We start from the raw sequence: 22,755 nt of genomic DNA, 5'->3' as shown, positions 1-22,755 counted from the left end.
ATATGAAGAAAGGAAAACGCTGTGAATATTCCCTCACTGGAGGGCTATCTGGTGCTCTTTCTAGCGATCGCACTTTTGACGATTGCGGTAACGCGGCGAATTGCCGTTCCCTATACTCTGGGTCTGGTCGTCGTTGGATTGGGTTTAGGCCTCTCAGGTCTGCTTCCAGGTGTCCAACTCACCCCTTCACTGGTCCTCTCTGTTTTTCTGCCTGCGTTACTCTTTGAGGGGGCCTGGGCAATGCGATGGGATGTGGTTCGCGCCCATTGGCGGACCATCTTTTTTCTGGCCGGGCCAGGTCTTCTGCTCTCGCTTGGTATTATTGCGGGTATTTTGCATGTGCTCGATGGTCTTGACTGGGGCACAGCCTTATTGCTGGCGGCGATCCTCTCACCCACTGATCCTGTTGCGGTCCTCAGCCTCTTTCGCCAGTTACACCTGGATGAGCGGCTCTCGGTCATTATCGAAGGGGAAAGTTTATTTAATGATGGAGTTGCCGGGTCCCTCTATCAGGCGTTTCTTGCCATCGTTCTCCTCTCGATACAAGGACACCCTTCTGGAGCCTTTCAGGCATGGGGACAGGGCGTGCTGTTTTTCTTGGTTGAGGCTGGAGGAGGACTCCTGCTTGGGCTGCTTATTGGGTGGCTGGTGAGTCAGATCGTCAAGCGAATCGACGAACCTTTAATGGAGACAATCCTAACCATCATTACCGCGTATGGCGTGTATTTGCTTGCGGATCAGTTTCATCTCTCTGCCATTATGGCCGTGATTGCAGCCGCCCTAGTACTGGGGAATTATTGCCGTCGTGTGAGCATGTCGGAGCCATCCCAGCATGCGGTGGGCAATTTTTGGAGTGTCTTGGCCTTTGTGGCCAATGCGGTGATCTTTCTGTTGGTGGGGGTACAGCTCAACCCCCTGGCGTTGCCTTTGGTTCCAGGTGAGGAGCGCACGACGCTGCTGTTTGCAGTGTTTGCGGTCAGTGTCGTACTGGTGGCACGGCTGGCACTGGTGCTGGTGCTGGCTGCTCGCTCGATGCTCGTGCTCTCACCCCGATCCAGGGCAGCGGGACCAATGCAACCTGTGCCTCGCTCATGGCAGTTGGTCATCTTTTGGAGTGGTCTACGGGGCGCTCTTTCCCTGGCACTGGTCCTGGCTCTGCCCATGGCGATACCTCATCGCTCAGTCTTAGTGATTTCGACCTATGCCGTAGTCTTCTTTACCTTGCTGATACAAGGGAGTACCTTGCGTTGGCTTCTCAAACGCATCCCTTCGTTACAAGCGTCTCTTCCGAGCGAGGGAGAAACATCGTCATCAGAGGAGCAGGTCGCAGAAACGCCCGTGTAGCATCAGGCGAACATGCGCAACTGCGACACATTGATCAGGCGACGCAAACGCCTGTCGAGAAAGAGCTTGTAACAGTGTTGAAAAATGTATAATACTACATTAAATGCATAAATAGCGAATGACTATTTTACTCGGCTATTCGAGCTTGCAATTGGGAAGCAACAGACAAGAAAGAAGAGAGGAATGATGAGTAAAAGCGGTGCGCGAATTCTGGTCGTCGATGATGAGGTAGAGATTGTGCGGGCGCTCCAGCGCAGCCTACTCGCTCATGGCTATGAGGTTTTCACTGCTCACAGCGGCGAAGAGGCGCTCGAGGTCTGGCGGGCCTCTCGACCCGATGTGATGTTGCTTGACCTGGAATTACCAGGGATCAGTGGTCTCTCAGTCTGTCAGCGCATCCGAGCCGAGTCGAGTTTGCCTATCATCGCCCTTTCTGTCAAGGGGGCCGAGCGGGATAAGGTGCAGGCACTTGATCTGGGTGCGGATGACTATGTTCCCAAGCCATTTGGTGTCGATGAAGTGCTCGCACGCATCCGTGTTGCCCGGCGTCATAGCGCCCGGCAGACCTCCGTCATAGAGCCCCGCTTCGAGAGCGGGCCACTGGTCGTTGAGATTGCCCGGCGCCATGTGACACTGGATGGGCAAGAGGTGAAGCTCACCCCAACCGAATATGATCTCCTTAAGGTGTTGATCCAGCATAAGGGCAAAATTATGACGCGCCAGATGTTGCTTAAAGAGGTGTGGGGCACCAGCTACAGAGCTGGCTCGCACTACCTGCACGTCTACATCGGGCAGCTCCGTCGCAAAATTGAGCCCGATCCCACTTCTCCCCGCTTTATCCTCACTATCCCCGGCGTTGGCTATCGCTTTAGTGACGAGCCATAACCATCTTGAGCGAATCTTGAGCGCTTCCCCGCTTCTCTTGAGACCCTCTTGAGATCTTTTGAGCTACACTCTCTGGAGGTGAAGAGAGTGTAGCTCAAAAGAATAGAGGCGAATCTAGAGAGAGCTGAGCGAGTGAACAAGAACCAATTTTCCACCCGTTTGCTGCTTCCCTTTACCCACGGGGTTGATACGGAAGCGTTGGATGTTGCCATCCAACTGGCGAAGGCCTGCCACACCACGCTCGTTGCCGTAGCTGTCCTTCGTGGAAAGGCAAAGCGCAATCGGCTGGAGCCGCGCCTGGAAGACATCATGCAAGCGCAGGATTTTCTGGAAGCGGCGCGCTGGAAGGCCGCGCGTTATAGGGTGGATATAGAGCGCTTCGAGATCGTGACAACAGACGTGACAACAGATATGGTGGGGAGCCTCGATGTGCTCACCAAACAACGTTCTTGCAACGGCGTGGCGCTCTTTGTCAGGGGAGGCAAGGGTGTTCTGCTCAGTAATGATGAGATCCTGGCCTGCCTGGAGCAGGTTGACTGCACCCGATATCTCGTTCATTTGCCAGCTCAGACCAGCCCCTTGTTTGACGCTCTGTGCAGACGGCTCATCCGGTGCTCATCCTGGCTCTCCACACGACTCTTTTCCGCTGATAGCGGTCTGGCTGTCCCTCCATCTCTCGAATTGTCAGAAATCGTGAGACAGGTTGTGAATGGAGAGGAAGAGGGATCTGAAGAAGATATCATTGAAGATCAAAGGATATGCAACAATGGCTGATAGAGATACATCGCCTATGGGAAACGAATATCAGCACTTCAGCGACACACGGCCACTGACGGCAGAGGAAGATCCCACTCAGCTGGTGCGCTATGAAGAAATCCGGGGCAGCAAACTTGGCGATGTGCGCGTGCGCCGTGTGATTCCTGCAAGCCCGAAGCTGCGCTACGTGGAGCAGGGGAGGCTTTCGGCGACGACGGCAGCCGATGCTCCTCAGACGGGATGGGAGAAGGTAACGATGGCTCTCAAGCGCACGCTGATCGGCAGTCCCCTCTCAACGGCCCGTCTCGAACACGAGCGGCTGACCAAGTTCAAGGCGCTGGCGGTGCTCTCCTCCGACGTGATCTCGTCGGTGGCATACGCGACGGAGGCGATCCTACTTGTCCTTGTGGCTGCCGGATCAGGCAATCTCTGGTTGACGTTGTTCATCTGCCTCGCGATTGTTGCTCTGCTCTCTATTGTGACGCTTTCTTACCGGCAAACGATCCCTGCCTACCCGAACGGCGGTGGCTCCTATATCGTGGCCTATGACAATCTGGGATTGCTGCCAGGACTGACCGCCGCAGCCTCGCTCATGGTCGATTATGTGCTTACTGTTTCCGTCAGCATTGCTGCTGGCGTCCAGGCGCTGGCAACGCTCTGGCCAGCACTTACCCCCTACGTCGTTCCTATTGACGTGGCGCTGGTTCTGCTGATTACGATGGTCAATCTGCGTGGCGTGCGCGAATCGGCGACGATCTTTGCACTCCCAACGTATCTCTTCGTCGGGAGTGCCTTGCTACTCATCATCGTTGGCTCTTTCAAGGTCTTTCTCCTTGAGCACCATCCGCTCTTCGGCAACTTTGCTCATGTGGCCCCCAGTGCGCCGCTCACTCTTTTCCTCATTCTCCGTTCCTTTTCTTCTGGCTGTGCGGCCATCACCGGGACAGAGGCGATCTCCAATGGGGTGCCAGCTTTCAGGAAGCCGGAGGCCCGCAATGCCGCTATTACGCTGACCTGGATGGCTATCATCATCAGTACACTCTTCATTGGTACGACGGTATTGGCCCTTGGCTATGGAACGCTGGCGTTCCCAGATGGCAATCCCACGGTCATCGGCCAAATTGCTCAAAAAGTCTTCACTGGCCCGCTCATCTTTATGTATCCTGTTTTTCAGATCGCCACGCTCTTCATTCTGACGCTGGCGGCGAATACCAGCTACTCCGATTTTCCACGGCTCTCTTCCCTGCTGGCGCGCGACCATTTTCTGCCGCATCAGTTTGCTTTTCGGGGGGATCGCCTCGCCTTCTCAACTGGGATTATCAGTCTCGCGATTCTGGCTATTGTGCTCCTGGTCGCCTTCAATGGGGTGACAACTTCGCTCATTAACTTGTATGCCGTTGGGGTCTTCTTCTCGTTTACGCTTTCTCAGGCTGGCATGGTTCGCCACTGGTGGAAACTGCGCGCAACACATCGAGGGTGGCTGCGCAGCATGCTTATTAACGGTTTGGGCGCGACAGCCACATTCGTTGTAGCCCTGGTGATTTCCGGGACCAAATTCCTTGAGGGGGCCTGGATCGTTATGCTTCTCATCCCGCTGCTGGTGGTGATGTTCCTCTTAATCAGGCACCACTATCTGCGGGTTGAGCGTGAACGCACGACAGAGGTGCCGCTTTCTCCCAAAGAGGTGCATCATCGCCTGGTTGTGCCAGTGGCCGAGCTAAACCAGGCAACACGAAAGACACTGGCCTATGCCCGCTCAATCTCCGCACATGTGACTGCCGTCCATGTACACCTTGACCCGGCCCGCACCATCGCCCTACGCGCTGGCTGGGGGCTCTGGCAGGCAGAGTTATCGAAAGAGGAGCAAGTGCAGTTGGAGATCATTGAGCCCTCCTCTCGTTCGCTGGCCCGCAACCTGATCGGCTACCTGTGCTCTGTACAAGAGCAGCATCCAGATGAGACGCTCACGGTTGTCCTGCCTGAAGTTGCCGGGCGTTCGGCGATTGGGCGGCTCTTTGCCCATCCCCATATCTTCCGCTTGAAGTGGGCCCTGTTCCATCAGCCACAAATCGTCGTCACCAACGTCTCCTGGGAGACATCGAACAGCCTGGTCCGCCCTCATGCTATCCACCATCGCTTCATCGTTCCTATCGCTGAACTGGATCGCGCTTCGATCCAGAGCCTGGCCTATGCGCGTTCGATCTCTCCCCGCGTCGTCGCGGCTCATGTCGCTATCGATCCGCATGATGCCGAAGCTGTTCAGTCGAAGTGGAAGAAGATCCAGAGTCACTCTGCGCTCGCAGAAGAATCGAAGCTCGTGGTGATCGAGTCGCCCTATCGCTCTCTCATTCGTCCTCTGCTGGCCTACATCGACGCTATGCAGGAAGTGCATCCAGACGAGCAGCTTTCCGTCATCCTGCCAGAGTTTGTCGTGGCACACTGGTGGGAATACCTGCTGCATAACCAGACGGCGTGGCGCTTGAAAACTGCCTTATTGGCTCGCCCAGGCATCGTGGTCATAGGCATTTCCCAGCATTTGTCGCGTGTTGCACACCCCGATGGGCGAGTCGTCTGATGCAGCCCGAAGTGGAAGTGTCAGAACTCAGAACACAACAAGGAAAGCTCACACAAAGTGGGGAAATGCACATCCAAAATGAGTGAAAGGTGGGGGCAATGAACCCATTTTTCCGCCTTTTTGTGGTGGAAGTGGGGAGACATTCCTTGCGTCACATGACTGTATCCTGAGTTCTGATATCAAATCCTTTGAAGGTGACGTGGTATACTCAGTGGCATGAATACAAAAATCCGCGTGGCAGAACATCTGCCTTTCGAAGAGATAGAAATGCGCTATCGCAAGGCTAAAGACGGCCTGGAACGCGGCCGCTGGCAGGTCATCTGGCTGATCGCGCAAGGAATATCGGCCCAACACGTAGCCGACATGACGGGATACTGTTACACGTGGGTACGCACCCTGGTTCAGCGCTACAATCAGGATGGTCCCAGGGCGATGAGTGACGGGCGTCATGAGAATCTTGGTGGTCAGTACCTCCTCTCAGCAGAGCAACAGCAGCAGTTGCAAGAGACATTGCAGCAGGATCCACCCGATGGCGGCTTGTGGTCAGGACCCAAAGTGGCGCTGTGGATCGAGCAGCACACGGGTCGCAAGGTCCATGCCCAACGAGGCTGGGAGTATCTGCGACGTCTGGGTTTTCGCCCACGCGTCTTACGTCCTCGTCATGTGAAAAGCAACCCCCAGGAGCAGGCCGTCTTTAAAAAAAACTGAGCCAGGATGTGGCGTTGATCCACGTGGAGCACCCCCAGGCCAGCGTCGAACTGTGGGCGATGGACGAACATCGCATTGGCCTCAAACCGATCTTGCGCCGGATATGGGTACGCAAAGGATCGCGACCACGCGTTGGAGTGCAACAGCGCTACGAATGGCTCTCCCTCTACGGCTTTGTTCATCCCCACTCTGGGCGCACCGAGTGGCTCATCTTGCCCACTGTTGATCTCGAGATGATGAACCTGGCGCTGGCGCATTTTGCCCAAGCCGTCGGTGCGAGCAACGACAAACACATCGCCCTGGTCCTTGATCAGGCTGGATGGCATGCCAGTGCTCTTCTCCAGGTTCCTCAGGGCCTTCACCTCATCTTTTTGCCTCCCTACTCCCCCGAATTGCAGCCCTGTGAACGGCTCTGGCCGTTGTCCAATGAAGGCATTGCTTCACGTTGGTTTCCTTCCCTTGACGCGCTTGAAGAGGCGCAAATCCAACGGTGCCAAATCCTGCTACAACAACACGACAGCATTCACCATACCACGTGCTTTCACTGGTGGCCTCCCGACCCGTCAAAGCACATGGCATTCAAAGGATTTGATATCACCCCTCCTTGAACGAGAACCGCTGCCATCCTTCCCCGCAGTCCAGTCATTAGCTGGCTTTCAAAGGGTACTATGATGGCTCTGACTGATGATCTCTCCATCGGATGCAGCTATCTTTGCCTGTCTCGCAAGCGTTCCAGGCGAAGAGATCACCTCTCACAAGTTTGGACCCTGACATTCTACGATGACCTTTGGGTGGCTCCTTTAGGCCGAATACAGACGCGTCTCGTCTGCCGTAGAAGGGAGGCGCGTTTCTACCCCTGGAACATCGCCTCTTGCTGGAAAAAAAACAATACCAACGTTTTGGTGTAATCAAAGCGTACACCATACCTCCCACTCACGGTTGTCCCTTGTGGGGCGACTCTCCCCTCACCGTGTGGACCTTAACGACCCGTCAAACAGAGCTTTCTTACGTCACCCAGTTTCATCTTTGGCTAGCAAACCGAGTGAGGAGAGAGAGTTTTCTCCTCTCGTCCACATTGTCCAGGCAGCTCTTTCACCTCCGACTGCTCAACCGGAAGCTACGCCTGTAGCCATCAGGCTTTTGGGGGAAAGCCTGAACCCTACCAAAGAAGAAATCTCCTTTGCTTCGGATAATGTCAGTAGCCAAGTTCTTGTCGCACCTTTGATGTACGTCTCGTCAACACGCCAGGAATCGGTCGTGGGTTTCAAATGGGGGCGGCAACGTCGTTCGAGCTCAGGAGCATAGTGTTGAACCCAGCGGTAGATCGTCGTGTGATCCACATGCAGACCTCGCTCCAGCATCATTTCTTCCAGATCGCGGTAGCTTAAAGCATAGCGCAAATACCACCTGACGCACAAGAGAATGATGTCGGCTTGGAAATGACGCCATTTAAACGGGTTCTGCTCGGTCATGATGAGTCCTCTTTTGCCCTTTTCTCTCAACTGTAGCAGATCGGTTTACTTCTTGCAACACAACCATATATCTATCGCAGGTGGTTCCATTGTGTTTTTCCATATTAACGTCAAACGTTAGGTTATCTGGTCGAATTCATTTAAAACCTCCATCGCCGTCAAAATGCTCACGTGCATACACGTGGAAAGACGGCTTGTTGATTCTCGACCGGTAGCAGGCGGCTTAGACAACTCGGTAGGCAACCAGATGTCCACCAAACCTGCAAGAAAAGACCGCAATTACATAAAAACCACTGAATAGGGTTAAAAAAAAACTTCTTCTATATCATAGAAAGCAGGCAGGCCGCTTCATCTCATCTTTTCAGTGATGTGGAGATCGATTCGTCTATCAAAAATACCTTCTCCAAATCACTGACTTTGGGATGAGCCAATTTCCCCTGAAATTTGCCCTTCTGTTGGTCAAGAGAAGCAAGAAAAGGGTTAAGCTCCGTTTTTCGCAGACAATCGGAACTTTATTGCTCTCAAAAGAAACATCGCGTCAAGCGAGATGACCGTTATAACGACTGGTTGCGACTGACTGGTGTCCTCGGCTTGATAAGCCTCACTTTTATTACCATGTTTGATCAGCTTGAGCAAGCGATATGGCCCGATCTGCTGCCCTGCTAACGACATACGCTCTCTCCTAAATTAACATAGCATGCATTTGCCTTCTACCGAGAGTAACTGCCTGTTTAGCCAGCAGTGCAAAAAGTAGCGCTGGATTGAATAGTCCAGGTAGCGGTCCGGCCGGAAGGGTCAAGAAATGTCAATGTGTAATTACACATTGAATCTGGTACAACGTAGGCCGTACTCGTCGGTATAGACTGTCCCGGAGGCACCTGGTAATACTGCCAGGGATTAGACGCCTGATCCTCGTAGTAATGTCGACCAGCGCTATCTCGCAGGTAAAGTAAATTGCTGTTGACTATCTGTGGTTGTGAGGAGTAGTTTGCAAACGACATGTTAACTACTATGAAATGGGTAGCGTTCGGGTTTGTAACATAGTAGTTTCCATATCGCAATGATTCAGTTGCACTATTAAGAATAACATTCCATACGGCACTCGGTACAGGTGCTGGGGTGGGAGTATCCGTTGGTGCAGGGATGGGAGTATCCGTTGGCGCAGGGATGGGAGTATCCGTTGGTGCAGGGATGGGAGTATCCGTTGGCGCAGGGATGGGAGTATCCGTTGACGCAGTGGTGAGAGTATCGGTTGACGCAGGAGTGGGATCAGTAATAGATTGTGGTGTGTTCGTTGAAGCCGCTGTAGTAGTCCACGGATGTGTAGCAAGTAGAGAAAAGGCAAGCAGAATAGCAGCGATTATGCTCAGAGTTGCGATTATTGTTTTGTTATTTGATGAGCGTTGCCGGTTTGTATGAAAAGGCTGATGCGAGGCGTCGGCGACCGATTTCGCTACTGATTGTGCAGAGGCCGCAGGAACACGTGGGGTTGCCAGCTGTGTCGGAGTAACAATTGATGGGCCAGGATTGGATTTTGCCAGTTGCGTCGGAGCGACAGAGGCCGAACTGGGAGCGGGCGTTGACGGCTTCTGGTTTGGCGCAGCAGGAGCGGCGAGCGCCTGTAACTCCTGTTTGACGAGCAGCATACTTGCAGGCCGTTTATCTTCGTCCAGTTCCAGCATCTGGGTGAGCAACGTGGTCAGACCAGCAGGTGCAGTCGGCACCAGTGATGGCAGCGAAGGGAAGCGAAACGGCGATGACGAGGGATCATGTCCCGACGCTAGTTGATACAGCGTCACGCCCAGGCTATAGATATCAGAACGCGGGGTGGTCTGCGCTTTACCATATTGCTCTGGCGGCGCGTAGCCCATGGAGCCATAGTACGCAGTATCTTTGGCCTGTCCGGGCTTGAAGTGGCGTGCAATCCCAAAGTCAATCAGATAGATATGTCCATCTGACGTACGCATAATATTGGCTGGTTTGAGATCGCGAAAGATAATAGCAGGCTGCTGATTGTGCAAATACTCCAGTACGGTACATAACTGCATGCCAATGTGGAGTACTTCGTCCAGTGGAAGCCTTCCACCTGGAGCATAGCTGAAACAGTCTTCGAAATAGTCTTCAAGCGTCTCGCCTTCAATAAAGCTCATCACCAGATACCAGTGCCCGTTTTCCTCAAAATGATCAAAAATATTGGGCAGGTTGGGATGTTGCAAGCGCGCGAGCATCAGTGCTTCTTGTCTGAAAGCGTCGGCTGCTTCTTTCTGCTCTTGAGGAGAGAGGCCACTCTGGCTCATCTCTTTCAGGGCGACCTGTCGATTGCCGAGCTGGGTATCCTCTGCGCGATAGACCGCTCCCATGCCCCCTTTGCCCAGAGGAGCGAGAATGCGGTAGCGCTGTTTGAGCGTCACATTGGCCAGTAGTTTCCCTGTGGTGGAATGGTAGAGGGTTGGTTTAGCCGCCTGCAATGACTGGCCACAGGAGCGGCAGTAGACCGCCTGGGCTTGATTGGCTGCTCCGCAGTTGTTACAGATGAGGGTCGAAGGCATCATACACGGTTCCCCTTTTCTCTCTTGGAAATGAGATGATGAATAAGCTTTCCAGTCGAGCTTATTGATGACAACATGACACGACTCATGATTAACACATGCAAAAGAAAAGCATCTCAGGGATACTTTTTGCGATAGAACGTCAAAAGGAAAACCAGAATACTCACGAGAAAAACTATTCCACCAGCGATTGTTTCCACATCGAGATGCTGAATCAGCCCTACAATAAAAAGTAATAGGCCAACTAATCCACCAAGACCACCAAACCATTTTCCAAGCAATTTTGGCGTGCATTTACGAATCAGGAACATGCCAAGAATAAATTCTGGTACGCCTATTACGACTATCGGTGTAAGAGAACTCGCGTCAAGACGTGTTACTATGACACCGACTATTACAAAAGATAAGAAAAGAAAGCCCAAAATCGTTCCCAGGGTGAGTAATATCACTTTCCCATGCGATAGTTTTGGATGAGACGAAGGCATGAGAGCCGAGGAAGGTGGCGCGTACTGGGTTGGAGGAATATGCTGTTGACGCGCAGCGTATTGCGTTGGTGCACTGGATGACGAGCGCGCGGCCAGTTCCGGGTTCTCTGCTGGCTTTCTCTCGCGTGCTGGCGGAAGCGTCGATTGAGCAAGAGCCGGGTTGGCCATACGTTGGAGGCGCTGTTTCACTTCGGTCATGCTGGCAGGCCGACGATCGGGGTCCATATCAAGCATTGATACAATGAGTTCCTCCAATTCACTGGGGACGGTCACGCCCAATGAATGAAGCGAAGGCAAGCGAAAGGGGGAATCGGAAGGGTCATAACCAGACAACAGGCGGTGAAGCGTTGCACCTAGGCTATAAATATCAGAACGAGTCGTCGTTTGCTTGCTAAATTGTTCGGGCGAGGCGTAACCGGGAGAACCATAATTGGTGGTATCCCTGGCTTTTCCCGCTGTAAAATGGCGAGCTATCCCAAAATCAATCAAGTAGATATCTCCCCGCTTTGTCTTCATAATGTTTGATGGTTTCAGATCGCGAAAAATGATTGGGGGGCGTTGCGTGTGAAGATAATCGAGAACCCCACACAGTTCATTGCCAATGTTCACAACCTCTGGAACGGGTAATTTTTTCCCGCTCCGCTTCTCCAGAACCTGTTCAAGTGATTCACCCTCAATAAAACTCATCACCAGATACCAGCGTCCGGCTTCGGAAAAATGCTCATAGATGCTCGGCAGATGGGGATGATGTAACTTCGCCAGCATCAAGGCTTCTTGCTTGAACATTTCCGCCGCTTCGGTAACTTCCTGAGGATAGAGGGAGGCCATACTCATTTCCTTGAGCGCGACCAGGCGATTCCCCAGCGCGGTATCTTCTGCTTTATAAACCGCTCCCATGCCTCCTTGATCGAGTAAGGAGAGAATACGATAGCGTCCATGAAGAAGGTGCCCTGGAGCCATTCGGCCGGTGCCTCCCACCAGAACTGCACTGGCCGAGGACACACCTTGAGCAAGGGCTTTTCCACAACTGAAACAGAAGGTGGCTTGCGAACGATTGGCAGCTCCACATGTAGAGCAGTAAATAGTTATCTCAGCCATGTTAGTCTCCTTTGCGCGTCTTTGTATGCTAAACAAATAGTCTTAACACTGAATTAATTAGGAGGGGTTGCATACCATTGACCATGATCGGGATTACCCTGGACCTGCCAGGTGCCCGCAATATGACCATCGCTGTAGATAACCCCATCAAAAGTTGCTGTTAAACTATAGCCGCTTACATTCTCTGAGTCGCTTGCATTCTCTGAGAAAATTATTCTGTTATCTGTTGTGACATACCCATGCACTGGATAGCCCAGGCTGTTAACCCCAAGGCCAATTTGCTGTCCTGTAAAATTGCCTGAAGCATCTTCTTTAATCCCAGAAAGTGCCCAGGGAGAACGGTCATTTGGAATCATAGAATCCGTTTCATAGCCAGCATAGGCTTTTTGTAATTGAGGATAAATAGATGTAGGGGTTGTATCTATAGTATTGTTTGATCCTGAGTAGCTGCTTGTTTTGGCTGGTAAATGAGAGTTGACAACCAAGCTAATAATGATAATTCCTATAAGGACAATGCCTCCAACCATTAATAAGAGTTTCGATGAGCTATGCGATTTTTGCGGTAGCCCGCTATGGATTGTAGGTGATGCCTGTTGCGGAGTGGGTGGCGCGTAGCGAGTAGGAGCAAGCGAAGCCGCCGAGACTGTAGGAATATGTTTCGGGCTTTGTTCGCGCGTTCCTGTAGAGGAGGGAGATGTACCAATCTTTTGCAAGGCGCGTTTCACTTCCAGCATACTGGCGGGACGGAAGTCAACGTCGCTGGAGAGCATACGGGTTAACAGGTTCTCCAGTTCGACCGGGACTGTGATCCCCAATGATTGCAGGGAAGGGAATTTAAACGGCGTGAGCGAAGGATCGCGTCCAGAGAGCAACTGGTGCAGTGTGACACCCAGACTATAGATATCGGAGCGCGGCGTTGTCTGGGCTTTGCCAAATTGTTCAGGCGGAGCATAACCAGCCGTGCCATAATTTGCGGTATCCCTGGCCTGTCCCGGCTTGAAATGGCGCGCAATGCCAAAATCGATCAGGTAGATGGCTCCCTGCGTGGTGCGCATGATATTCGAGGGCTTCAAATCACGGAAAATGATCGGTGGCTGGTGGCTATGCAGATAGTCCAGGACATTGCACAATTCAATTCCAATCTGCAAGACATCATGCATAGCTAATTTGCCAGAGGGCGATTTCTCCAGCTCGTGCTCTAACGACTCCCCTTCGATATAGCTCATTACCAGATACCAGCGCCCGTTTTCCGAAAAATGATCATAAATGCTGGGCAGATTGGCATGCTGCAGCTTTGCCAGCATCAACGCTTCTTGTTTGAAATTCTCCGCCGCTTCAGTCACTTCTTGCGGGTATATGGCCCCCATACTCATCTCTTTTATCGCCACCAGGCGCTGCCCCAGCGCGCTATCTTCCGCCTTATAGACGGCTCCCATACCTCCGCGACCAATCAGCGAGAGAATATGGTAGCGCTCTCTGAGACGTTGTCCTCGCGTAAGTACGCCTGTGCTGCCCGCGCCAGGAGATGTTGTGGCGCGGGATGGAGCTACAGTCCCGCTAACAGGGATCTGCGTCTTGCTTATGGGACCAGTTCCGTGGTCGATTGGTTTTCCACAACTGAAACAGAAGGTGGCTTGTGAACGATTGGCAGCTCCACATGTAGAGCAGTAAATAGTTGTCTCAGCCATGTTAGTCTCCTTTGCGCGTCTTTGTATGCTGAACAAATAGTCTTAACACTGAATTAATTAGGAGGGGTTGCATACCATTGACCATGATCGGGATTACCCTAGACCTGCCAGGTGCCCGCAATATGACCATCGCTGTAGATAGCCCCATCAAAAGTTGCTGCTAAACTATTGCCGCCGATATATGCTCTCGATAGTATAGAAGCCTGCACCAGAAATCACTCCTGCTACCCGCTTATCGTAAGCTTGCCGGCTTGGCTCTAACACTCCCTCCTGATTGAGCACCATAACGGTTCCCGGTTCAACCTCCTCCAAACAAGTAATCTCGAAATCCTCTGCAAAGTCGGCGTTGGTCAGGGTGATATCGCCAGTCACAACGACATTGCCATCAAAGTACCCAGCCGCGCCACTCGTGCTTTTCCCATACACACCAGGGCCAGTACTATCGTTGTATCCTGCCACTGGCGTTGCTAAATATTTAAACCCATCGTTTGTCTTCTGCATCAAAGCAGTATCGAACGTACCTCCACTCAGGTCATAAACCAACAGCATATCCCCTTCCCTCATCTGGTTCAAGCGGGTATAGTACAAAACAGCAACTATTATCTCTTCTAACAAGATAATCTCTTTCTCTAAAATTTATCCTTGATTGCTGCTTGACACATCAGGCCATGTTTATGTTGCTGATAAGTGGCAGGAATAGTGATAACTGCTCCTGTGAAGGTAGGATGTCCAGAACTGATCATGAAAGCATCGGCATCATGCTTGGTCTTGCGCAAGACATGCATCACTAATTGTTCTGGCAACCAGGCCTTTCCTCCTAATAGCAAAGGATGAGTATTACCCAGATCACGTCTGATCTCGCGTCGATAACAGAGCGGGTCACGTAATCGCTGGTTATTGGCAGCTTTTCCGGAAAGGATTTGTCCCTGGAATGTAACAAAAACGCTAGAGGGAATAGAAAAAACCAGCGAGGCAGGATCTTTGATCAGGGTAAGAATATCACCCTCGAGAAAAGCGGCACTAGAAAAACAAGTACCGAAGTCGATGCCTAAGCGCATGGTGGATTTCTCCTTCCATCTCTCTTTCAGAAAGGGGGATTTGCTTGTATGGCTCTTTTTGAGAGGTACCGTTTGACGTAGATTTTTCCACTTCAATTTAGTGCAACATACTGATGACTAAGGCAAATGCAAGAATCGCGCCGAGTAAAACGCCAAGAAACATCTCGTACCATTCGGCGTGGAGTTGCTTCTGAACCACTCGGAGTATTCCTATACTAATCACACTCCCAATAACAGCCGCGATTCCTGCACGTATCAGGGCAAAATCAATCGCGGTTAAGATAGCAGCTATAATCGCAGCTATAAGAACGTTTTTGAACGACATTTTTCTCTTCTTTCGCACATGCATTGCGCAATTTTTTTAAGAGGGGATCAATTAGCCGATGCAATCGCATGGTGGATGCCTCTTACAACTTTTCTTTACCAATTAGAGGGTTTCTTACCTGGAGAACATACGCATTGCTTTTCAAATGTCAGACATGTATTCTGATTGTTTCTTCAGTTTCTCTTCGGCCGCACTCTGTCTATCTTTTATCTGTATCAGTGGATGTGTATCGCAATGAACAGTCAGTTGGAAAATGTCCGGACGGGCATCTTGTCCAGTGACATCGAGCATCCACTTTGATCGGTGCATCTTGCGCACGTCAATCTCCGCATACAGAATGGCCTCTTGCTCCAACAATGGCCCGGCAATGATCTCCCCTTCGGGATTGATAATCACACTCCCACCCGGATGAAGCCATCCCCCCTTATCGCAAAGAGAGAATTGCGTAAGTGGCGCACTCCCGGAAAGAGTTACCGCTGGTAGGACTGCATTGCAACCAAGGATAAAGACTTGTCCTTCTCGTGCAATATGACGAAGTGTGGCATGCCAGATCTCCCCATGCTCCCATGAGGTGGCAACATAGAATTGTGTTCCCCAGGCGTAAAGCGAGTGACGGGCCAGCGGAAGGTAATTCTCTCCACCAATCAACCCTCCGATGATACCCATAGGCATTTTGTAGACCTGCAAAGTGCTGCCATTACCTGCGGTCCATACCAATCGCTCTGCTCCATTGAGCACCAACGAGCGGTGCTTGCCAACGATTTGCCCCTGCGCGTTAATGTAGAGTTGCGCATTGTAACAACAGACTCCACCAACTTCAGTGGCACACTCAGTCAACCCCATGACCACATTTATGCGTGCACGCTGAGCCATACGACAGAGTCGGTCGGTCACTTCTCCAGGGATACGTACTGCATTCGCACGAAACGTCACATACAACTCACTCAGAAGAGACTGCTCACCGGGTGGAATATTCCAGACCCAGACAGGATAACCGCAGATGAAGGATTCAGGAAAAATGATCAGACGGGCACCAGCTTGACCGGCATCAACGATGCATTCGCAGGCTTTCTCCACTGTCGCGGCACAATCCAGATAGACAGGTGCAACCTGAGCCACGGCAACCGTGAAGGGAGTGTTATGCACGTGTGACATAGACTTCATCTCAGCTTTCTCTCTTGCAAGCCAGTCTGGTACCGTTATTGCTGTTGATACCCTTGCGGCTCTGTGAAAAGTATAAGGGATCAACGCTCTGTTTCGCATCGGGAAAAACACGACTAATTAGAGGGAGGAGTACGTATATTTATTGTGGGCAGTACGTAGAAAAATCATGCATGCTTATCCACCAGCCCTTTTTCGACGGCCCACACAGCAATCTCTGCATGTGAGGTGAAATTGAGCTTCAGCAGGAGATGTTCGGCATGCTTCTCGATCGTCCGCTCACTCAGGCTCAAGATGGACGCGAGGTCATGATTGGATGTGCCCTGGGCAATCAGGGCAGCCACTCGCACACACCCCACGAGACGCTGAATCTGTGTTTGTAGTGAAAAAGTAGCACCGCAAACCGTCTCAAGCAGCGTTGCGGCCTGGTCCAGAGCATGTTGTACAATATACGTCAAGGCCAGAAAACCGACGACGACACTGAGGAGGAGTGAGGCCCCGATCTCCTTCCCTAGCGCCAATGCGTGTTCCAAATGATGTTGTGTCCTGGTCAGCGCCAGACAATCGAGGAAGAGCGCCCCCAGCAGCAGATGTGCAAGGACAATCCAGACATGATGTTCCATGTCAACAGCGAGAGCCAGTGCTACCTGAGACGACGAAGTTCGCCTCGTGGCCCCAGGCTCAATCCAAGGTAGACCAATGCATTGGCTTCACCAATCTGCCAGCCGATCTTATGCGCAATCATGAGCGCTTCCTCTCCAGCACTGATGGCCTCGTCTCCAGAGGCTGACGATGAAAGCGCAGGGAACAAGAGATAACTGGCGCCACTCATCCCTCGCATCGCCAGGCAAGAAATCAGTCCCTGCTGGTTGCTATGCTGGCGGAAAAGCGTGATAGCCTGCTCACATGCGTATGCCCTTTCTTGCACATGACCGTTCATAAACTGAGTGACCCCCAGCAGGTCCCACGTTTCGGCCAGGCCCTGTGCATCGTTCCTCTCTTGAAAAAGGGCCAGTGCCGCTTGATGATAGCCTATCGATTCCAGAAGTTCTTTCATATTCATATGCCAGTTGCCCAACCGATTCAGGCTCTGATACACATGAGAACCGGTCAAAGCTAGGAAAACCATGCTGTATATACGGAGAAAGTGCAGAACAAATCGTCATGTACCACGTTCAACACATTCGGAAGCTTTCTCACAAGCGGAAAGCAACCGGCTTCAACCGCATACTCAGGGCAATCAATCGGAAGCAGGTCCCAGTCTGCATATCTTGGCATGCAAAGATCCATCAGGGGACATATGACAACCTTAAACTTTCGAGGCTGGCATATATCCCTCACTGAGAAATGAACCGTAGCGACTCTTGGAGAGCCGGATGCCTGGAAATCGCGCACGTCCTGGTTCTGAGGAGAGATGGGAACTCTTGATAAATCAAGACCTGGCCTCTTTTACCCTACGGTGAAGGGGTTCGATGCTCAATCTATGAGGTACGCGTAATGCGAATTAGCCACAGTAGAGCAGCATCTTTATGAGCCACTGGAATTCGATATGGTTTTCAACGGTCTATTCACTTTCTACGTACCATTCACAATAAATATACGTACTCTCTCCACAAATGTGTCGTATTTTCCCCGATGCGAAACGAGATATTCATATTCTACCCTATTAATAGTTCATGGATGTGTCATATATCAGTTTGAATATTTGGCAAGAAATTGCTGAAGATAAAAGATGAAACAATGCGCTCATGTAATGTCTGTCGCTGATAACGATAATCGGTGTTTACACAACTTCTTACAAAGTTAAAAGGAGAGACATGGGATGCCAGACACGACTATATATTGCTCTACCTGCGGAGCTGCTAACCGTTCACAAGCCTCTTTTTGCTTTAGTTGTGGCAAAGCACTTGATCGAGGCACCTCATCCATAAGTGTTGCACCTATAGGTGCAACAGGCCGACTTGCTCAAGGGCAATACCTCAATGGACGCTACCAGATTCTCTTGTCGATTGCTCAAGGCGGAATGGGTGCTGTTTACAAAGCCGAAGATACCTTACTAGGCAATCGCCTGGTTGCTATTAAAGAAATGGGCATGGTTTCGCTCTATCCGAACGAGGTCACTGATGCTGCAGAAATGTTTAAACAAGAGGCATTGATGCTGGCGAAATTACATCATCCCAATTTGCCAAGTATCTATGATCACTTTTCTGAAGCAGGGCGCTGGTATTTGGTGATGAGTTTTATTGAGGGCGCATCCTTAGAGCATGCGCTGGAGAAAACAAGCAGTGGAAAATTTCCTGTCTCCGAAGTTATAAAGATTGGTAGCGAGTTGTGCAGTGTTCTCGATTATTTACATACTCAGCAGCCTCCTATCATTTTCCGTGACCTCAAACCTTCGAACATTATACGTACGAGCAGAGGAGCCATCTATCTGATTGATTTTGGCATTGCTCGTCACTTCAATCCGGGTAAGGTAAAAGATACGGCCAACTATGGGACAGCTGGCTATGCACCACCAGAACAATTTGGGAAGGCTCAGACGACGCCACGCTCTGATATCTACAGCTTAGGTGTGACCTTACACCAGTTGCTTACTGGCCGTGATCCCTCAATTACACCGTTTCAATTTCCAACCGTTAGTTCGCTTGGTGTGTCATTGCCCGTAGGCCTTGAGTCATTGATTATGAGAATGCTGGATTCGGATATAAACAAGCGACCCGCTAATATGCTGGAAGTGAAAACCGAATTGCTGCGTATTGATTATTCTGCACCTATCGCATCTCAAACTGCCAAAGCAAACGAGAGAAGAGTGGAAGACAATCCAGAGAGAGTGGCTGGCCCCGGTTCTACAGTACAAACCTACTATCCACAATCAACACTCACGCCAACACAATATGCACCCTCATCACCCTCACTACCATCCGCCCAGAAGAAGTCTGGTAATACCTTTCTCCGTGTGCTGGGTACAATTCTGAGCATTTTCGTGATCGCTTTAGGATGCATAAGTTTTCTTTCCGGTGGTATACAAATAATTATACTTAATGCGAAAGGTTATTATTATGGGAATCCATCCACTGGCTTTGTAATTGGCACGCCGATAACACTTCTCGGATTGTACCTGTATTACAAGTGGGTGCCTGCTGTTGTGGGAAAATGGATCGGAGGTATTGTTGAACTGGTTGGTATGTTAATACTTGCGACTGGATTAGTCTTTGCCAATGACCCTATGCAAATTGCTACTGGCATATTTTTCGTGGTAATCGGTGGACTTCTTCTTCTACTTAGCTGGCTAAGAAAATAAGCAGTCAGTTGTCCAGCAGGCCTTTTTCACTGGCCCATACGGCGATCTGGGTGCGCGACGTAAAGTTCAGCTTTAGCAGGATGCGTTCGATATGCTTCTCGACAGTCCGTTCACTCAGGCTTAAGCGGTTGGCGAGATCATGATTGGATGTGCCCTGGGCAATCAAGGCGGCAACCTGACGCTCACGTGCGGTCAGTCCTCCATATGTCTGTTTTGCAAGCTGCCGTGGGGATGGAGTCGGCAAGGGGGGAAGCTGTGTCCTGGCCTGCCTCAGGAAATGCTCTCGCTGTGCGGCATCCGAGATGTTCATAGCCAGTTCCTCAATGGTCCGGTGTGCCTCGGCAAATGCCTGAGCAGCCTGTTTTCTCCAGCCTTGCGCCCGCAAAATGGTGCCATACGAGATACTGATGCGCCAATAGAGTGGCCGGAGGCATTGCGTATGTGCAGCTTCCAGCGCTGCTTCTAACATCGCCTGGGCCTCCTCCACACGCCCAAGTGCGGCCAGCGCCTCGGCTCGCACGTGCCAGAGGCGTGGAGAAATTCCAGGTTCATGTCCTTCAGACGCGGTAGAGGCAATCGTGTCTTCGATGATGGCAAGCGCCTCGGCCGGTTCATGGCGCGCCAGCGCTAGCTCCGCTCGCGCACACCAGATGAGGCGTTGCATCTGCGTATGCCTCGGCAGGTTGGGGCCACAAAGAGTATCAAGGAGTGTTGCAGCCTGGGACAGGGATTGCTGCGCGATATACGTTGAGGCCAGAAAACCGGCGACGACATCGAGTAGAAGTGAGGCCCCAATCTCCTTCCCCAGTGTCAATGCATGTTCCAGATGATGTTGTGCCTCACGCAAGGCCAGGCAATCGAGGAAGAGCGCACCCAGCAGCAAGTGCGCGAAGGCAACCCAGACATGATGTTCCATTTCAACCGCGAGAGCCAGTCCTGTCCGAGCCAGCTCCAGCGCACGCTCAAATTCGCCCAGCGGTCCCAGACTCAATCCGAGGTACACCAGGGCATTGATTTCAGCAATCCTCCAGCCGATCATACGCGCAATCATGAGCGCTTCCTCTCCACAACGGAGAAGCTCAGACCTATGTGCTGAGGAGAAAAGAGGAGGATACAAGAGATAACTGGCTCCACTCATCCCCCGTGTTGCTAAACAGGAAATCAGCCCTGGCTGATTGCCACTCTGGCGGAAAAGTACAATAGCCTGCTCACACGCGTGTGCACCTTCTTGCAGATGACCGCTCACAAGCTGTGTGAGACCCAGCAGGTCCCATGTTTCAGCCAGGCGCTGGACATCATTCCTCTCTTGAAAAATGGTCAGGGCTGCTTGATGGTAGCGCAATGCTTCCGGCAGTTCTTCCATATTCATATGCCAATTGCCTAATCGGTTCAGACTCTGCCCCAGGATGGAAGGGTCATCCATCACGCGGGCCAGTTCTAAGGCCTGCTGGAAGAAGTCACCAGCCCGTAGATAGTGGTGTCCAGTCCAGAGGACCCCTTGCGAGTTGAGGCAATGCCATTCCATTGTACGATCGTTGAGGGCTCGTGCGGCTGTTAGCGCCTGCTCGTAATCATGGCTTGCTAGTTCGAATTCACTGAGCATACCGTATGCCTGTGCCCGGGCACGGTAGACACTGAGGGGGGGAGGGACAGCCAGGTGATGAGCTGCTTCCAGGGCGTGCGTAAAATGCTCGCAGGCGGCCCGCAATGAGTAGAGCTGTTGCGCCTGCATGCCGGCTCGCGGCGCATACTCCAGCACACTGGCCCACTCACCCGCCATGTAGAAGTGGTACGCAAGGTCAGCAAGAAGGGTGTCAGGAACATCAGGAGATATGGCCACAAGGGTTTGTGCAATGGCAAGATGGTGGGCTTTACGTTCTCGTGCGAGCAAGTCGTTATACATGGCTTGTCGTGTCAGGGCATGGCGGAACAGAAAGACATCCTCTGATTCTTCAACAATGAGTTGTGCTTTGATCAGCTCTTTGATGAGATCAAGCATCTTACGTTCATCTTGCCGGGTTAGTTGCTGCAACAAGGGAAAGGAAAAACGTTGTCCGATCACGGCAGCAACAGCAAGCAGTTCTCTGGCAGCAGGAGTCACATGATCAAGACGCCGCTGAACGGCAATCTGCACGCTTCTGGGAATATGTAACGCGTTCAGGGGCTTGCGCTTCCATCGACCATCCGCATAAAAGACGTCACCGTCCATCTCGAGGGATTTCAAAACCTCTTCGATAAAAAAAGGATTGCCATCCGTCAATGCAAAGATCATGTTGAGAAAGTCAGTATGAGCCGGATGGGGAAGTGCGAAGATCTCCCGAATCATCATCCCCACATCAGCAATGCTCAGGCGCGTCAATGGCACCTCTATCGCAAGACGAGAGCGGTCCAATTGAGCAAGAAAACGCGTCAATTCCGGACGGACTTCCTCATTTCGATAGGTGAGAAGGAGGAGAAAAGGGCGGGATGTGAGACGATGGGCCAGGTAGAGCAAAAACTCCAGGCTCGTCTCATCACTCCAATGAATGTCTTCGATGAAGAGGATCAGGGGCTTGCCAGCAGACAGACGCATCAAGAAATGGGTAAGTGCCTGAAAGAGACGACGTTTCTCCTGGTCTGCATCAAGCGCCGGAGCAGACGTACATGCCGGCCAGAGGGAAGAGAAGGCAGGATAGAGTTGTATCAGCTCGGGGCAGGCTGGTCCCACACACGTCGCAAGCGCCTCCGGAGAGTGGGAAGCGAACACGCTCTCCAATGCATCCAATACAGGTGCATAGGGATAGGCATGATCTGGTTCAAAACAGCGCCCTTTCACAATCGTCACAGCAGAGTATTCTGATTGCTGCTGCAATAGCGGAAGCCTGGCAATAACTTCGGTAACGAGCCGTGATTTGCCAATTCCGGCCTCGCCCGCGAGAAGTACTGTCTGACCTTGGCCACTACACGCTTGCTTGATAAGATGAATAAGAGCTTCGAGTTGCTGGTGGCGACCAATGAGGATAGGGCAGGAGATAGGTGTATGAAGTGGTAGTCCCATACGCATTTACTTCTCTCTTGCAAAATACCGCTTCTCAATACCACACCTCGTAACACTGATAACAACAGAGAACACTAAAGGAGTCGCACATTCCCACAAAGCTTATGCAAATGAAGCTCTTATGGAAGTACCTACTGAAAAGGAAGGGCACGATACGCCGTTCTTCGATCAGGGATTGCTTCTCTATCCCGCTATACAAAAAAAATTATACCATAACTTTGTTTGTAGTTTAATCTCCCATTGCCGGCTATCGTGGCGATTTCAAAGTCCCAAGGAGAAAAAAGGGTTCTTGTGCTCAAGGATGGCCCTTAAA

Annotated in this window: 18 protein-coding genes and 1 pseudogene; 7 read left to right on the top strand and 12 right to left on the bottom strand. The window is 51.6% G+C overall.

The genetic code is table 11. The features are described 5' to 3' along the window. Nucleotides 1–21 precede the first annotated feature (21 nt). The 6 genes from JMI88_RS27865 to JMI88_RS27840 all read left to right on the top strand — a co-directional run bounded on the left by JMI88_RS27865 (nt 22) and on the right by JMI88_RS27840 (nt 6,876). The gene (locus tag JMI88_RS27865; protein ID WP_201365221.1) at nt 22–1,344 is read left to right on the top strand and encodes a cation:proton antiporter; all 1,323 of its coding nucleotides are present in this window, start codon (nt 22–24) and stop codon (nt 1,342–1,344) included. A 183-nt stretch (nt 1,345–1,527) separates the two neighbouring features. After that, on the top strand, nt 1,528–2,229 hold the full coding sequence (locus tag JMI88_RS27860; protein WP_236023096.1) for a response regulator transcription factor: 702 nt from the start codon (nt 1,528–1,530) through the stop codon (nt 2,227–2,229). Between the two features lie 132 nt (nt 2,230–2,361). Continuing rightward, a complete protein-coding gene (locus JMI88_RS27855) occupies nt 2,362–3,003 on the top strand; it encodes a putative universal stress family protein (protein WP_201365220.1) in 642 nt (213 codons plus the stop codon). Beyond that, a complete protein-coding gene (locus tag JMI88_RS27850; protein WP_201365219.1) occupies nt 2,996–5,560 on the top strand; it encodes an APC family permease in 2,565 nt (854 codons plus the stop codon). The genes JMI88_RS27855 and JMI88_RS27850 overlap by 8 nt, the downstream gene beginning before the upstream one ends. A gap of 216 nt (nt 5,561–5,776) precedes the next feature. Continuing rightward, nucleotides 5,777–6,268 carry a helix-turn-helix domain-containing protein gene (locus tag JMI88_RS27845; RefSeq protein ID WP_201365218.1) on the top strand — a complete coding sequence of 164 codons (492 nt, stop codon included), beginning with the start codon at nt 5,777–5,779 and terminating at the stop codon, nt 6,266–6,268. Nucleotides 6,269–6,291: 23 nt separating this feature from the next. Continuing rightward, nucleotides 6,292–6,876, top strand: a complete 585-nt coding sequence (locus JMI88_RS27840; protein WP_236023099.1) for an IS630 family transposase — start codon at nt 6,292–6,294, stop codon at nt 6,874–6,876. A 612-nt stretch (nt 6,877–7,488) separates the two neighbouring features. On the opposite strand, the pseudogene JMI88_RS27835 reads toward JMI88_RS27840, so the two are convergent. The 11 genes and pseudogenes from JMI88_RS27835 to JMI88_RS27785 form a co-directional block, all read right to left on the bottom strand. Next, nucleotides 7,489–7,740 (bottom strand): annotated as a pseudogene (locus JMI88_RS27835) (IS6 family transposase); the annotation flags it as partial. Nucleotides 7,741–8,220: 480 nt separating this feature from the next. Further along, nucleotides 8,221–8,412, bottom strand: a complete 192-nt coding sequence (locus tag JMI88_RS27830) for a hypothetical protein (RefSeq protein ID WP_201365216.1) — start codon at nt 8,410–8,412, stop codon at nt 8,221–8,223. A gap of 59 nt (nt 8,413–8,471) precedes the next feature. Beyond that, on the bottom strand, nt 8,472–10,292 hold the full coding sequence (locus JMI88_RS27825) for a serine/threonine protein kinase (RefSeq protein ID WP_201365215.1): 1,821 nt from the start codon (nt 10,290–10,292) through the stop codon (nt 8,472–8,474). A gap of 113 nt (nt 10,293–10,405) precedes the next feature. Next, nucleotides 10,406–11,872 carry a protein kinase domain-containing protein gene (locus JMI88_RS27820; RefSeq protein WP_201365214.1) on the bottom strand — a complete coding sequence of 489 codons (1,467 nt, stop codon included), beginning with the start codon at nt 11,870–11,872 and terminating at the stop codon, nt 10,406–10,408. A 53-nt stretch (nt 11,873–11,925) separates the two neighbouring features. Further along, nucleotides 11,926–13,560 (bottom strand): protein kinase domain-containing protein, encoded by a 1,635-nt coding sequence (locus JMI88_RS27815; RefSeq protein WP_201365213.1) that lies wholly within the window; start codon nt 13,558–13,560, stop codon nt 11,926–11,928. A gap of 165 nt (nt 13,561–13,725) precedes the next feature. After that, the gene (locus JMI88_RS27810) at nt 13,726–14,109 is read right to left on the bottom strand and encodes a hypothetical protein (protein WP_201365212.1); all 384 of its coding nucleotides are present in this window, start codon (nt 14,107–14,109) and stop codon (nt 13,726–13,728) included. An 80-nt stretch (nt 14,110–14,189) separates the two neighbouring features. Beyond that, nucleotides 14,190–14,618, bottom strand: coding sequence for an Hsp70 family protein (locus tag JMI88_RS27805; RefSeq protein ID WP_201365211.1), 429 nt, complete (start codon nt 14,616–14,618; stop codon nt 14,190–14,192). A 97-nt stretch (nt 14,619–14,715) separates the two neighbouring features. Further along, complete coding sequence (locus tag JMI88_RS27800) at nt 14,716–14,943, bottom strand: hypothetical protein (RefSeq protein WP_201365210.1); 228 nt, start codon at nt 14,941–14,943, stop codon at nt 14,716–14,718. Between the two features lie 141 nt (nt 14,944–15,084). Further along, on the bottom strand, nt 15,085–16,107 hold the full coding sequence (locus JMI88_RS27795) for a carbon-nitrogen hydrolase family protein (RefSeq protein ID WP_201365209.1): 1,023 nt from the start codon (nt 16,105–16,107) through the stop codon (nt 15,085–15,087). Between the two features lie 164 nt (nt 16,108–16,271). Continuing rightward, nucleotides 16,272–16,727 carry a response regulator transcription factor gene (locus JMI88_RS27790; RefSeq protein WP_201365208.1) on the bottom strand — a complete coding sequence of 152 codons (456 nt, stop codon included), beginning with the start codon at nt 16,725–16,727 and terminating at the stop codon, nt 16,272–16,274. 20 nt (nt 16,728–16,747) lie between these two features. Beyond that, nucleotides 16,748–17,218, bottom strand: coding sequence for a hypothetical protein (locus JMI88_RS27785; RefSeq protein ID WP_201365207.1), 471 nt, complete (start codon nt 17,216–17,218; stop codon nt 16,748–16,750). A 708-nt stretch (nt 17,219–17,926) separates the two neighbouring features. Here JMI88_RS27785 and JMI88_RS27780 point away from each other — a divergent pair. Further along, nucleotides 17,927–19,405, top strand: coding sequence for a serine/threonine protein kinase (locus tag JMI88_RS27780; protein WP_201365206.1), 1,479 nt, complete (start codon nt 17,927–17,929; stop codon nt 19,403–19,405). A 4-nt stretch (nt 19,406–19,409) separates the two neighbouring features. Here JMI88_RS27780 and JMI88_RS27775 read toward each other — a convergent pair whose 3' ends face one another. Beyond that, nucleotides 19,410–22,442 (bottom strand): helix-turn-helix transcriptional regulator, encoded by a 3,033-nt coding sequence (locus tag JMI88_RS27775; RefSeq protein WP_201365205.1) that lies wholly within the window; start codon nt 22,440–22,442, stop codon nt 19,410–19,412. Nucleotides 22,443–22,755 lie beyond the last annotated feature (313 nt).

The organism is Dictyobacter formicarum (assembly GCF_016587435.1).
Note: the sequence above shows the minus strand (reverse complement) of the source record. Positions and strands in the feature narration are given on the sequence as shown.

Bases quoted from the DNA above. Each gene is read 5' to 3' on its own strand.
- JMI88_RS27860 (WP_236023096.1), top strand. From the start codon at position 1,528: ATGATGAGTAAAAGCGGTGCGCGAATTCTGGTCGTCGATGATGAGGTA.
- JMI88_RS27850 (WP_201365219.1), top strand. From the start codon at position 2,996: ATGGCTGATAGAGATACATCGCCTATGGGAAACGAATATCAGCACTTC.
- JMI88_RS27845 (WP_201365218.1), top strand. From the start codon at position 5,777: ATGAATACAAAAATCCGCGTGGCAGAACATCTGCCTTTCGAAGAGATA.
- JMI88_RS27830 (WP_201365216.1), bottom strand. From the start codon at position 8,412: ATGTCGTTAGCAGGGCAGCAGATCGGGCCATATCGCTTGCTCAAGCTG.
- JMI88_RS27825 (WP_201365215.1), bottom strand. From the start codon at position 10,292: ATGATGCCTTCGACCCTCATCTGTAACAACTGCGGAGCAGCCAATCAA.
- JMI88_RS27820 (WP_201365214.1), bottom strand. From the start codon at position 11,872: ATGGCTGAGATAACTATTTACTGCTCTACATGTGGAGCTGCCAATCGT.
- JMI88_RS27815 (WP_201365213.1), bottom strand. From the start codon at position 13,560: ATGGCTGAGACAACTATTTACTGCTCTACATGTGGAGCTGCCAATCGT.
- JMI88_RS27810 (WP_201365212.1), bottom strand. From the start codon at position 14,109: ATGCTGTTGGTTTATGACCTGAGTGGAGGTACGTTCGATACTGCTTTG.
- JMI88_RS27805 (WP_201365211.1), bottom strand. From the start codon at position 14,618: ATGCGCTTAGGCATCGACTTCGGTACTTGTTTTTCTAGTGCCGCTTTT.
- JMI88_RS27800 (WP_201365210.1), bottom strand. From the start codon at position 14,943: ATGTCGTTCAAAAACGTTCTTATAGCTGCGATTATAGCTGCTATCTTA.
- JMI88_RS27795 (WP_201365209.1), bottom strand. From the start codon at position 16,107: ATGAAGTCTATGTCACACGTGCATAACACTCCCTTCACGGTTGCCGTG.
- JMI88_RS27790 (WP_201365208.1), bottom strand. From the start codon at position 16,727: ATGGAACATCATGTCTGGATTGTCCTTGCACATCTGCTGCTGGGGGCG.
- JMI88_RS27780 (WP_201365206.1), top strand. From the start codon at position 17,927: ATGCCAGACACGACTATATATTGCTCTACCTGCGGAGCTGCTAACCGT.
- JMI88_RS27775 (WP_201365205.1), bottom strand. From the start codon at position 22,442: ATGGGACTACCACTTCATACACCTATCTCCTGCCCTATCCTCATTGGT.